This window comes from Povalibacter sp., from assembly GCF_036520495.1.
Classification (GTDB): Bacteria; Pseudomonadota; Gammaproteobacteria; order Steroidobacterales; family Steroidobacteraceae; genus Steroidobacter.
The window spans coordinates 1-12,696 of the sequence record NZ_DATDJO010000067.1 but is presented as its reverse complement, the minus strand read 5'-3'; the positions used below and the strand labels follow the sequence as shown (position 1 = coordinate 12,696).

Genomic DNA, 12,696 nt, shown 5'->3' with positions numbered 1-12,696 from the left:
CTACCCTTGGCTACAGCTGCGACTCTATGGGCAGAAACCGCAGCAGCGAGGTCACGAGCCGCCGCCCCCAACTGGCATGCGGATCGCTGCGATATTGAAAAATCTTTCCGGCGCGCTGCTCGGTCCAGAGCAGTGCGCCGTCGTCATCGAGCGTGATCGCGAAACAGTGCTGTGGCGCCGAGCCGGCCGCGAACACCGCCTGCATCTGCGCCGCCAGCGACCGATCGTCGATCCACACGCCCATTTCGCAATTGAGTGTTGCCGAGCGCGGATCGAGATTGAACGAGCCCACGAACAGCCGCTCGCCATCGATGATTGCAGCCTTGGTGTGCAGGCTTGCCTTCGAGGAGCCCAGGCGCATTCGCACGTGGCCATCGCCCTCGCCCGCATCGTCATCCGGCGCCGGCTTGAGTTCGAAGAGCCTGACACCGGCTTGCAACAACCCCCGGCGATAACGCGAGTAGCCGCTGTGAACGGCAGCAACGTCCGTGGCAGCCAGCGAGTTGGTGAGCACGGACACTGCCATGTTCTGGCTGGCTTTGTGCCCGAGTTGTCGCGCGCCGACGGCGCCCGGAACGAAGTACGGAGAGATCAGCAGCAGTTCGAGTCGCGCACGCTCGAATGCGAGCATGATGCTCTGCACGACGCCCGGCTCGATGTCATGCGCCCGCTTCAGCGCCTTGGCGGGATCGTCTGCGACGATCCGCACTCCAGCCGACCAGGTGAGTTCGTGGCGGCCCGCGAGCAATGAGTCGATCTGTGACGACTCGCGCAGCAGGCGGACATAGTCATTGCTCTCGTAAGCAGTCAGGGAATGCAGCAGCAGCTCGCGAACCGCTTGCAGCGTCAGGCGATTGCGGGCCGTGCGGCGCAGGCGGGTGATGGGAACTGCACTGGCGCTGTTCCAGTACGCATCGAAGCTGGATGTCGTTGCGGCGACCGCCGGCCCCGCGAGCAGGACATCCAGGTCGACGAAATTGACGCCCTCGCTCGCCGCGAAATATTCGTCGCCAATGTTGCGCCCGCCCACGAGCGCAATGCGCCCGTCGGCAATCCAGGCCTTGTTGTGCATGCGGTGATTCAGTCGCGAGCCGCGCGAGAACAGCTCGATCAGCGTACGCAGCACTCCGGAGCGCGTTCGGAATGGATTGAACAGGCGGATCTCGATCAGCGGATGCTGATCGAGTCCCATGAGAATGCCGTCGCGCGATCGCGCATCCATGTCATCCAGCAGCAGCCGCACACGCACGCCCCGATCTGCGGCCTGCAGAGTTTCGTGCGCCAGGTAACGTCCCGTCGCGTCGCTGCGCCAGATGTAGTACTGGAGGTCGAGGCTACGCGCGGCTGCCCGTGCCGACAGCACGCGTAGCGCGAATGCATCTGTGCCCTCGGTAACGAGGCGCACGCCGGAATGTTCCGGCAGCGAGCGCCTCTGTGCCGCGAACAACCGGTCGAGCACCGCATCTTCTGCGACAGGCAGTGCGGTGTTGAATGGTGCAGGCCGGGAACGTCTCACTGGATCCGGGCGCGTTACGAACGCAGGAAGCGGATCCAGGCGGACGGCACTTCCATGCCCTCCTCGTCCACATAGCACCAGACCCAACGTTCGCCCGGTTCATAGGAGGCGATCAGCGGGTGGCCGGTCTCATGGTGATGGCCGGTCGCATGACGATTGGGCGAACTGTCGCAGCAACCGACGTGGCCGCACGTCAGGCACAGCCGCAAATGTACCCAGGCGCTCCCGGCCTTCAGACATTCCTCGCAACCGCTGGTCCTGGCGGACACGGGATGCGCATGTGACAAATGCTCGCAGGACATGGTTCCTCCGCTCTGCAATGACGGCCGACTTTGTCGGCATGAGCCTTCCTGCCGCAGGCCTTCCTGCCGCAGGCCCCGCCGAAGGCCGTCATGTCTCTTTCAGCAGTTCGCACACGCGATCGGCGACTGCGACGAGCATCTGGGCACAGGGCTCGCAGCCACCGCCGCAACAAGTGGGCCATTGCGAGCGTGGCATGCCGAACAGAGGACGCACGATGCTGCGGTAGTATTCCGGCAGCCCGAGTTCGTCGCAGGCGCGGGTCAGCGCAGCAGCAAACTCCGGCAAACGCGTGAGACTCATGGCGGCATTGTAGCCACAAACCCGGAAACCCGGTCCGCTGCCAACGACTCGTGCCGTAAGCGGATACCGCAGAATCAGCCGAAAGACAGGAGCTATCCGTGAAAGTGATCGGACTGATTGGCGGCATGAGCTGGGAGTCCACCGCACTCTACTACCGCATCATCAACGAAACCGTGCGTGCCCGGCTGGGTTCGCTGCATTCGGCGCGACTGATGCTGGCGAGCATCGACTTCCAGACGATCGAACGTCTGCAGCATGCCGGGTTGTGGGAAGAAGCTGGCGAACTGCTGGCTGACAACGCCCGCTCGATCCAGGCTGCAGGCGCTCAGAACGTGGTGTTGTGCACGAACACCATGCACAAGGTGGCCGACAGAATCGCAAGCGCAGTCGGAATTCCCTTGCTGCACATCGCCGACCCGACCGGCGCCGCCATCGTACGCGCGGGCCATCGGCGCGTCGGGCTGCTCGGGACGCGCTTCACGATGGAACAGGATTTCTATCGTGCCCGATTGCAGACGCAGTTCGACCTGGACGTTCTCACGCCCGACGCCGACGATCGCGACGTAGTGCACCGGATCATCTACGAGGAACTGTGTCTCGGCAGTGTGATCGACGCATCACGGCACGCATATCGCGAGGTGATGGCCCGTCTTATCGCCCGTGGCGCCGAAGCGATCGTCATGGGCTGCACCGAGATCACAATGCTGATCGATGCAAGCGACTCACCCGTGCCGCTGTTCGATACGACGCACCTGCATGCCGTTGCGGCAGCGGAGTGGTCGATTCAGGACGAATGACAGGTGCGGAGAAATCGCGGCCACCTATGTCCGCAGAGCAATCTCCATGAACGAACGATGAGATTTCCCCGGAGCCAGACGCAGCAACCGTTCGCCGCTGTTCAGTGCATTGCCGGGTGAGGTCCAGGGTTCGACACAGACATAGTCCTTGCCGGCGACGGTCCAAACGACCCAGTGGGCGAAGTCGGTTGAGGCGCTGACGTCGATGATGCTGCCGTCACCGAGATGCAGCGACATCTGGCGTGCTGATTGATCGAGCATGTGCAGGTCCACTTCGTTCGCTGTCAGATCGAATCTCGTGAAGGCGGTGGTGGCCTTGCTCACGTTGTCGAACTGGTGCGTGGCGTCGGTATCGATGCGCGCATTGCGCTTGTCGGTGACGAAGAAATACGGGTGGTAGCCCAGACCGAACGGCATGGCCGATGCGCCGGTGTTGTCGATCTGCATCGTCAGACGCAGACGCGGACCCGCGAGCGACACCTGCAAGGTCGCCACAAATGCCCACGGGTACTCGGCCAGCGTGTCGGCGTCGGATCGCAACTGCAGGGTCACGGATCGCGCAGTCGTCTCACTCACTGTCCATGCATGCAACCGGGCGAAACCGTGCTGTTTCATGTGGCCGGACTGACCATCGCAGTGCCAGCGATCCTCCACCAGCTTGCCCGGCGCGGGGAACAGGATCGGAATGCCGCCGCGAACGTTCTTCGTTGGATCGACGAAGGTGGCCTGATCGAGATCCAGCAACTCGCGGCCACGCACTTTGAAGGACGTGACGATAGCGCCACGGTCCGGGGCGATGCTTGCCGAGCTGTGAGCTTCGTCGTCGACGATATCGAGCAAGGCGGGGGTGGACATCAGAGCCGCGGCGATCTCAGGAGGGATCGGCGGATCGTACCAGTTCGCACGTGTCTCCCGGCTGCACGCCCGCCGCATTCGCTTCGTCCGTATCCAGATGCAGGCGCAACTCGAACTCGTCGGCAACGCGCACGGATACGTCGCTGAACACCAGATCGCGACCACCGCTGTCGATGCGGACCTGCACGGACTCGTGATCCCTGACACCGAGACGGCGCGCGTCGTCCGGATTCATGTGAATGTGGCGGCGGGCGCAGATCACACCGCTCGGGATCGTGGCGCGTCCAGCCGGCCCTTCGAGCGTGATGCCGGGCGTGTTGCGCAGATCGCCCGAAATGCGCACCGGCGCATCGACCCCCAGAATGAATTCATCGGAGCGGGAGATTTCCACCTGGTCCGCGTCACGCGGCGGGGCCATGAGTCGCACGTTCCCGATGCGTCCGCGCGGTCCGATCAGCGTCACCGATTCCGCTGCCGCGTACTGCCCCGGCTGCGACAGGTCCGTGCGCGGCTGCAACTGATAGCCTGTACCGAACAGTTTCTCGATGGTCGCCTGCGTCAGATGCGCATGCCGCACCGAGATCTCGATCGGGATGCGGACCGCTGGACCGCCCGCTGCGGCCTGCAGCACCATCGCGGCTTGCAACGCGATCTCCAGTTCCTCGTTCGCATTGGCGACCAGCAGGCGCGTGCGCGAATTCAGGTCGGAAATGTCGAAGACCGTGACCTGCGCATCCACTCTGGCATCGCGATTGCGATCTTCGTCGAGGCGCGCGCCGAGGAAATCCAGCCGTTGCAGGATCCGGTGGCGCATCAGCGGACTGTTCTGGCCGATGCCGCCGGTGAAAGCGATGGCGTCGACGCCACCCATCACGGCGGCGTAGGCGCCGATGTACTTGCGCACGCGATGCGCGTAGACGGTCAGGGCGAGGCGACAGTCTTCATTGCCCTCCGCCGCACGCTGCTCCAGCACCCGCACGTCGTGGGTTCCCGCCAATCCCTTGAGCCCCGCTTCGCTGTTGAGCAACTTGCCGAGGGACTCGGCGGTATAGCCGCCATGATCCAGCAGATGCAGCAGCACTCCCGGATCGATGTCGCCGCTGCGGGTGCCCATCACCAGTCCTTCGAGCGGCGTCATGCCCATGCTGGTTTCGACGCTGCGTCCATACTCGATGGCAGCAACGCTGGCGCCGTTGCCCAGGTGACAGGAAATGATGCGCAGCGACTGCGTATCGGCCTCGAGAAATGCGGCAACGTTGCGGGCAATCTGCGCATGACTGGTGCCATGAAAGCCGTAGCGGCGAATCCCCAGGCGCTGCGCCACGTCGAGCGGCAATGCATACTCGCGCGCACGCGGCGGCAACGTCGCATGGAATGCCGTATCGAACACTGCGACATGCGGCACCCCGGGCATCTCCTCGCGTGCCAGTTGAGCCACCGCCAATGCCACGGGGTTATGCAGGGGCGCCAGGTGATTGAGTTCGCCGATGCGGTGTAGCGTCGGCTCGTCCAGCCGCACCGGCCGTACGAATGTCGCGCCCCCGTGCACGATCCGATGCGCCACTGCCTGTGCCGCTTCGTCGCCCTGTCGGCGGGCCTGCAGTTCGCGAATGAGTCTGCGCACACCTGCCGGCGCATCAGTGCCGGCATCCAGCGAGAAACGCTCCTCGCCGATCTGCAGGCGACAATCGACTGAGCCGAGATTGTCGATGTGCATGGCCAGCAGCGGACGGTGCGAATCCGTGTCGATCAGGACGCTCTTGAGCGACGAACTACCACAGTTGAGGGCGAAAATGCGCATGGACACTTCCAGGTCATCCGAGCTGTGACCATAACATCGACGCGGCGGCCTCCCCAAGCTGATGACTGCGGACAGACGATTTCACCTTCCCCCTATGGAATGACCACACGGCCCCAGCTACTCTCCGGCCGCGCGTTGGCCGCCTGGCTGCAACAAGGTCGACGTTGAAGACGATGATGAAGCACCTGATTTTTCCCGCTCTGCTGTGCGCCTCGCTGCTCGGCGGATGCGGACAGGAGACCGCGGAACCCTCCCTTGCGGCGCCAACCGCCGCCATGCCGCCACCCTCACCCGCCGCGCAACGCGTGCCGCAGCAGTTGCCTGCACTGTATGCGGGAACGCTGCCCTGCGCTGACTGTCCCGGCATCCGTTACGAACTGGATCTGCGTGCGAACCATGTGTTCGTACTGCGCATGACCTACCTCGACACGGACCCGGCAATCGCCGTGGACGAGATCGGCCAATGGTCGATCCAGGAGGACAAGGTGCTGATCCTGGACGGCGCCGACGAGCCGCCGACCGTCTGGTCGATTCGCGACGTCGACACCCTCAGCAAGCTCGATCGCGACGGCAATCCCATCGCGTCGAAGCTCAACTACACGCTCGTCCGGCAGGCGAACTATGCCGCGCTCGAACCCAGGCTCACGATGCGGGGTCTGTACCAGTCCATGGCCGACACCGCGCAGTTCGAGGAATGCCTGACAGGACTCAAATTGCCCGTCGCGCAGGAAGGCGACAATGTCGCCCTGGAAGCCGCGTATGCCGCGCTACGGCGCGAACCGGGCTCTGCGGCGCTGGTCAGCATCGAAGGCCGCATTGCGGCGCACCCCGCGATGGAGGGCGATCGATCGGTCGATACGCTGGTGGTCGACAGGTTCGTGCGCTTCTCGCCCAACGAATCCTGCGGCGCGCGCGGTGTCACTCATGAGCTCGCCAGCACGCGCTGGGTGCTCATGCGCCTGAATGACGTGCCGGTCAACGTCAGCGAATTGCAGCGCGAACCATTCATCGCTCTCGAAGGCAACGAGCACCGCGTCTTCGGCAATGGCGGCTGCAATCGCGTCGTCGGCGGCTACCAGGCGGACGGCGACCAGATCACGTTCAAACCACTGGCACTCACGCGCATGGCGTGCCCGAACATGGCATTTGAATCCGCCTTCGAAAAGGCGCTCGCGGCCGCAGTCCGCTGGAAGGTCAGCGGTGCACATCTCGAGTTGTTCGATGCCAACGGCGCGGTCGTGGCGCGATTCGAAGAACGGAATCTATGATCGACTGATGTGTCCCCAAACAGAGGAAGAGCAACCATGCCTCTCACCAAGAAGCTCCTTGCGGAATTCATCGGAACGTTCTGGCTCGTCCTCGGCGGCTGCGGCAGCGCGGTTCTCGCCGCCGCATTTCCCGAAGTGGGCATCGGCTTCGCCGGCGTGGCGCTGGCGTTCGGTCTTACGGTGCTCACCATGGCGTTTGCGATCGGACACATCTCCGGCTGCCATCTCAATCCGGCTGTCTCGGTCGGGTTGTGGGCCGGCGGTCGTTTCCCCGCGTCGCAATTGTTGCCCTACATCATTGTGCAGGTGCTCGGTGCCATCCTGGCCGCCTGGGTGCTGTTCATGATCGCGTCCGGCAAAGCAGGCTTCGATCTCGCGGCTGGCCTCGCATCCAATGGCTACGCCGAGCATTCGCCCGGTGGCTACTCGCTGCGTTCGGGGCTGATCAGCGAGATCGTGATGACATTCATGTTCCTCATCGTGATTCTCGGCGCTACTGACAAGCGCGCGCCCGCTGGTTTCGCGCCTATCGCCATCGGCCTCTGCCTCACGCTGATTCACCTGATCTCGATTCCCGTGACCAATACCTCGGTGAATCCTGCCCGCAGCACGGGGCCCGCGATCATCGTCGGCGGTTGGGCGCTGTCGCAGCTCTGGTTGTTCTGGATAGCGCCGATCATCGGCGCTGCGGTCGCAGGGTTCGTCTACAAGACCGCTTTCGAGAAGGAATAACGACGTCGCCACACGGCGACGGCGCTTCGCGCAGATGATCGGCCGGCCGGAAACCTTCATACTCCGGCCGGCTTCAATTTCACCTCGACCTCGCGCCATGAACAAGGCACGTCTGCTGACTGCGCCCCTTTTTGCATTGATCAAACTGCACTGGATCTCGCTGTGTGTCGTCGCGGGTGTGATCCTCCTCTACACGCTCGGCGGCTTTTTCCTGGTGCCGCACATCGCGCGCTCGCAGATCGAAAGCTATGTCACGCAGACATTGCAGCGACAGGTGTCGATCGGCGAGATCCGCTTCAATCCCTTCGTGCTCGATGCCAGTGTCAGTGATTTTCGTCTGGAGGAAGCGGACGGTTCACCGCTGATCGCCTTTCGCCATCTCTACGTCAACCTGCAACTCGCTTCGCTATGGCAGCGCGCTGTGATCCTGCACGAAGTGCAGCTGTCCGCACCCGACATCGAACTCGTCATCGAGAAAGACGCGTCGGTCAATCTGGCGAAGCTGTTTCCGGAATCTGAAGATTCAGACGAGGAACCCTCGGCGCCGACCGGCGTGCGTATCGGCAGCCTGTCAGTGGGTGACGGTCGCATCGGTGTTACCGATCTCACATTGCCAAAACCGTTCGAGGGTGCGATCGAACCGATCCGCTTTGCGCTGAACGATTTTCGTACCGACGCCAACTTCGCCAACGCCTACGACTTCAGCGGCACGACGACTGCGGGCGAACAACTCGCCTGGACCGGCGAGTTCACAGTGCAGCCGCTTGGGTCCACCGGCCGCTTCAGCATCAACAGCCTGAAGATGGCGACGATCGAGTCCTTTATATATGAGTCGATTCCCTTCCGGCTGGCATCCGGGCAGGCGGATCTCAGCGGCACGTATCGTTTTGCACTCGATCCGGCATTTGCGCTCGATGTCACGCTGCCAGCCGCACAGCTTCGCGATCTGTCGCTCGCGGAGCGCACCGGCGACAGCGCTGCGCCGATCGTGCTGCCTGCAATCGATGTTCAGGATGTGGCGTTCTCCTACGGCCAGCGCGATGTCGGCCTGAAGCTCATCGAGGTGAAGGACGCACGCTTCGATGTTGCCCTGGAGCGCGATGGCTCGATCAGCCTGATGCGATTGTTCGACCAGGAAAAGCCCGCTGCCCCAGGCGGCTCCAGCGAGGCGGCCAAGGCAAAACAGTCCGCACCTTCTGGCCAGCAGCCAGCGACCAGCGACTCGTCGGCCTCCTCCTGGCGCGTCCATGTCGATGCCATTCGACTCGGCAATGCCACGGTTCTCGCCGAGGATCGCAGCGTCGCACCGGCGACGAAGTTCCAGCTCACACCGGTGCAGCTGACGCTCAATCAGTGGAGCACGGACGACAACGCCAGATTGCAGATCGATGGCGATATCACCATCAACAAGCAGGGTCGCCTGCTGGCTAAGGGCGATCTGCAGCTGACGCCGCTCGCCACTCGACTCGCCGTCGAATTGAAAGACTTCGATCTGCCTGTAATTCAACCATACCTCGCCCGCTCGACGGCAATGACGCTGCATAGCGGACGCCTGAGCGCGAAGGGCGATGCGAGCTACGCGGCAACTCCGCAAGCTGCTCAACCGGTGACGTTCAAGGGTGAGGCGCAGGTTGCCAACCTGCGCACCACCGATCAGCTGGTGAACGAGGACTTCGTCAAGTGGCGCAGCCTCGCGCTGACCGGCATCGATTTCTCGCTGAATCCGGACAAGCTGTCGATCGAGCGCATCGTTGCTCGCCAGCCATACGCGCGCATGGTGATCGCCAAGGACTCGTCGCTGAACGTCACTCGGGTGCTGAATCGCGACGGATCCGCGGAAGCGCCGGCAACCACGGACAAAGGCGAGAGCAAGCGCAAGGCTCCGGCTGCCAGTGCAGCGGCGCAACCCGCGTTCCCCATGCGCATAGGCACCGTGCAGTTCATCGACGGGTCGGCGAATTTCGCGGATTACTCGATCGAACCGTCATTCGCGACCGGCATCCTGTCACTCAACGGCACGATCGTCGGCTTGTCGTCGGATCCCGCCTCGCGCGCCAAGGTGAAACTCGACGGCAACATCGACAAGTACGCACCCGTCGATATCAGGGGCGAAGTGAACCTGCTTTCGGCCACGGCCTACACCGACCTGGCCATGAACTTCCGCAACATGGAGCTGACGACGTTCAATCCCTACTCCGGAAAGTTCGCCGGCTACAACATCAGCAAGGGCAAGCTCTCCACCGAACTGCGTTACAAGGTGCAGGATCGCAAGCTCGATGCCGGACATCACATCGTGCTGGACAACCTGGAGTTCGGTGAGAAGACCGACTCCAAGGATGCGGCCCCGATCCCCCTCAAGCTCGCAGTGGCCCTGCTGAAGGACCGTCACGGTGTCATCGACATCAACTTGCCGGTGACGGGCACCCTCGACGATCCGCAGTTCCGGTTGGGGCCGATCATCTGGAAGGCCGTGCTCGGCCTGCTGACCAAGATCGTGACCGCGCCATTCTCTGCGCTGGGTGCCTTGTTCGGCGGTGGCGACGACCTGGCGTATGTCGACTTTGCACCGGGAGCCGCAGCGCTGACGCCGACCGAAGCGGAGAAGCTCAACAAGCTGGCGAAGGCGCTGGTCGAACGTCCGCAGCTCAAGTTGAATGTGCCGCTCACCGTCGTCGCCGCAGAAGACGGCGCAGCACTGGCGCAGGAACGATTGGCCGCAGCCGCTCCACCCGCCGACGAGTTGACGGATGATCGGGCGAAACGCAAACGCGTCGCCGACCTCGAGAAGATCTACAAGGACCTCACCAGGACGGCTCCGGAGTATCCGCCCGACGCCCGAACCGAGAAGGGCGTGGACCTGGACGCGCAGATCCGGTTCCTCGATCGCGCGCTGCTGGAACGCATGCAACCCGACGAGGGGACGCTGACCGAACTTGGACGGCAGCGTGCACGCGCCGTGCAGGATGCGCTGCTTGCCAATACCGAACTGAATCCTGAACGCGTGTTCATCACGGTGGAGCGTTCCGAAGGCAAGGCCGAGAACGGTGCGGTCCGCATGGAAATGAAACTCGAATAGGCGCTGATCGTCGGTCCGCCGGACCATTGACCGACCGCTGCGGAACTGCCACATTCGCGTCGAACTTCGTCAGGTGCACCCATGAACAAGACGACAAAAACCCTGGTGCTGTCGCTGCTGTTGCTTGGCATGAATGCGACCGGTCACGACGACCCTGCCATCAACGACGCCGCGAAACCCGATGCCCGCACCATGTGTATGAATCAGTGCGACGCATCCGAAACCCGTTGCAGCAGCGAGGTTCGCCGGGCGCGCCAGCAATGCTCGAAACGAGCTGCCAATGGCGGGCGCGATCCGTTCACGATGCGCAACAACGATTACTCGTACTTCTGTGGGTATTTCAACAACGCCCGCGATTGCAGCTCGGGCACGTACGGCAACTCGTGCCGCTCGCGTTTCGCGACGACGTACGGACTGTGCGTCGATGCAATCCAGCAGAACATCGCCTCGATGCGCTACGACTGCTATCAGACGGAAACCACTGCACAGCGCTACTGCCGCGATGAGCTGCGGGATTGCAAGGCGGTGTGCGGAAGTAGTGAATAGTGAATAGTGGATAGTTGAAAGTGGACAGCTGAAGAGACGGCACGCATCCGCGCTCTGCCGCTATCCACCTTCAACTATCCACTATCAACTTGCTCAGATTCTCTCGATCACCATCGCAATCCCCTGCCCGACGCCGATGCACATCGTGCACAGCGCATAGCGGCCACCGGTCTTTTCGAGTTGATTGAGCGCCGTGGTGGCGAGACGCGCGCCGCTCGCGCCGAGCGGATGACCGATGGCGATGGCACCGCCGTTCGGATTCACGTGCTCCGCATCATCCGACAGACCGAGCTGACGCATGACGGCCAGTCCCTGCGCTGCGAAGGCCTCGTTCAGTTCGACCACATCCATCTGGCCGATCGACAGCTTTGCCAGTGCCAGCACTTTCTGCGACGCCGGCAGGGGACCGATGCCCATGATGCGTGGCGGGACGCCCGCAGTCGCCGTGGCGATCACGCGGCCGCGCATCCTGAGACCGTACTTTGTCGCGGCGGCTTCGCTCGCGAGCAGCAGCGCGCAGCTGCCATCGTTCACGCCCGACGCATTGCCGGCCGTGACCGTTCCGTCAGGCCTCACGACGCCTTTGAGTTTCGCGAGCGCTTCGGGCGTCGTTTCGCGAGGATGCTCATCCACCGCAAATCGAACGGGATCGCCTTTCTTCTGCGCAATGTCGACCGGCGTCAGCTCGCTGGCGAAGAAACCTCTGGCATGCGCACGCGCGTAACGCTGCTGACTGCGCAGTGCGAACGCATCCTGGTCGCCACGATTCACGCCAAACTCGGCGGCCACGTTCTCCGCCGTTTCCGGCATCGAATCGACGCCGTACCTGGCCTTCATCAGCGCATTGACGAAGCGCCAGCCGATGGTGGTGTCTTCGATTTTCGTCGTGCGCGAGAACGCGCTGTCGGCCTTGCCCATGACGAACGGTGCGCGCGTCATGCTCTCGACGCCGCCAGCGATCACGAGTTCCGCTTCGCCGCTGCGAATCGCACGCGCCGCAAGATTCACGGCATCGAGTCCCGAACCGCACAGTCGGTTGATGGTCGCGCCAGGCACGCAGTCGGGTAACCCTGCCAGCAGCACGGCCATGCGTGCCACGTTGCGATTGTCTTCGCCCGCCTGGTTGGCACAGCCGTAATACACGTCATCGACCGCCGCCCAATCGACGTTGGCATTGCGCGCCATCAATGCCTTGAGCGGAATCGCGCCCAGATCGTCGGTGCGGACCGTGGCGAGGGAACCGCCATAGCGTCCAATGGGCGTGCGAATCGCATCGCAAATGAAGACCTGGCGCATGAAGGGAGTCGCTGCGGATTTGGGGATCGAAAGTGTACCGCTGGCGGGTCGCAGGCTCACGTTGAGAAAAGAGCAGCCCGACTCTGTCGGGGAGTGGCCTGCGGTCAAGGTGACCTGCGGCAGGAAGGCCATGAGGCATGGCAGGTAGGCCGACTGCGTCGGCAGGTTCGGAGAAGAATCGAAATGCCAATTCTGACCTGCCGACG

General features: G+C 63.1%; 11 protein-coding genes. 5 read left to right on the top strand and 6 right to left on the bottom strand.

Annotated features, from left to right (window positions below; genetic code table 11):
- Positions 1-10 precede the first annotated feature (10 nt).
- The 3 genes from VIZ63_RS22685 to VIZ63_RS22675 form a co-directional block, all read right to left on the bottom strand.
- A complete protein-coding gene (locus VIZ63_RS22685) occupies positions 11-1,516 on the bottom strand; it encodes a phospholipase D family protein (RefSeq protein WP_331612096.1) in 1,506 nt (501 codons plus the stop codon).
- Positions 1,517-1,530: 14 nt separating this feature from the next.
- Entirely contained in the window at positions 1,531-1,818 is a 288-nt protein-coding gene (locus VIZ63_RS22680) for a UBP-type zinc finger domain-containing protein (RefSeq protein ID WP_331612095.1), read from the bottom strand.
- An 88-nt stretch (positions 1,819-1,906) separates the two neighbouring features.
- A complete protein-coding gene (locus VIZ63_RS22675) occupies positions 1,907-2,119 on the bottom strand; it encodes a hypothetical protein (RefSeq protein WP_331612094.1) in 213 nt (70 codons plus the stop codon).
- Between the two features lie 98 nt (positions 2,120-2,217).
- Between VIZ63_RS22675 and VIZ63_RS22670 the strand changes: the two genes are divergently transcribed.
- The gene (locus tag VIZ63_RS22670) at positions 2,218-2,916 is read left to right on the top strand and encodes an aspartate/glutamate racemase family protein (RefSeq protein WP_331612093.1); all 699 of its coding nucleotides are present in this window, start codon (positions 2,218-2,220) and stop codon (positions 2,914-2,916) included.
- Positions 2,917-2,940: 24 nt separating this feature from the next.
- Here the strand turns inward: VIZ63_RS22670 and VIZ63_RS22665 are convergent, their stop codons facing one another.
- Both VIZ63_RS22665 and VIZ63_RS22660 read right to left on the bottom strand, forming a co-directional pair.
- Positions 2,941-3,771: a hypothetical protein gene (locus VIZ63_RS22665; RefSeq protein ID WP_331612092.1), complete on the bottom strand. Its 831-nt coding sequence runs from the start codon at positions 3,769-3,771 to the stop codon at positions 2,941-2,943.
- 16 nt (positions 3,772-3,787) lie between these two features.
- Positions 3,788-5,572 (bottom strand): acetate/propionate family kinase, encoded by a 1,785-nt coding sequence (locus VIZ63_RS22660; protein ID WP_331612091.1) that lies wholly within the window; start codon positions 5,570-5,572, stop codon positions 3,788-3,790.
- Between the two features lie 173 nt (positions 5,573-5,745).
- Here VIZ63_RS22660 and VIZ63_RS22655 point away from each other — a divergent pair, with 173 nt between their 5' ends.
- The 4 genes from VIZ63_RS22655 to VIZ63_RS22640 all read left to right on the top strand — a co-directional run bounded on the left by VIZ63_RS22655 (position 5,746) and on the right by VIZ63_RS22640 (position 11,194).
- Complete coding sequence (locus VIZ63_RS22655) at positions 5,746-6,840, top strand: META domain-containing protein (RefSeq protein ID WP_331612090.1); 1,095 nt, start codon at positions 5,746-5,748, stop codon at positions 6,838-6,840.
- Positions 6,841-6,876: 36 nt separating this feature from the next.
- On the top strand, positions 6,877-7,572 hold the full coding sequence (gene aqpZ / locus VIZ63_RS22650; protein ID WP_331612089.1) for an aquaporin Z: 696 nt from the start codon (positions 6,877-6,879) through the stop codon (positions 7,570-7,572).
- A 97-nt stretch (positions 7,573-7,669) separates the two neighbouring features.
- Positions 7,670-10,648: a DUF748 domain-containing protein gene (locus tag VIZ63_RS22645; RefSeq protein ID WP_331612088.1), complete on the top strand. Its 2,979-nt coding sequence runs from the start codon at positions 7,670-7,672 to the stop codon at positions 10,646-10,648.
- An 81-nt stretch (positions 10,649-10,729) separates the two neighbouring features.
- The gene (locus VIZ63_RS22640) at positions 10,730-11,194 is read left to right on the top strand and encodes a hypothetical protein (protein ID WP_331612087.1); all 465 of its coding nucleotides are present in this window, start codon (positions 10,730-10,732) and stop codon (positions 11,192-11,194) included.
- A gap of 93 nt (positions 11,195-11,287) precedes the next feature.
- On the opposite strand, the gene pcaF is transcribed toward VIZ63_RS22640, so the two are convergent.
- The gene (pcaF, locus tag VIZ63_RS22635) at positions 11,288-12,490 is read right to left on the bottom strand and encodes a 3-oxoadipyl-CoA thiolase (protein ID WP_349261257.1); all 1,203 of its coding nucleotides are present in this window, start codon (positions 12,488-12,490) and stop codon (positions 11,288-11,290) included.
- Positions 12,491-12,696 lie beyond the last annotated feature (206 nt).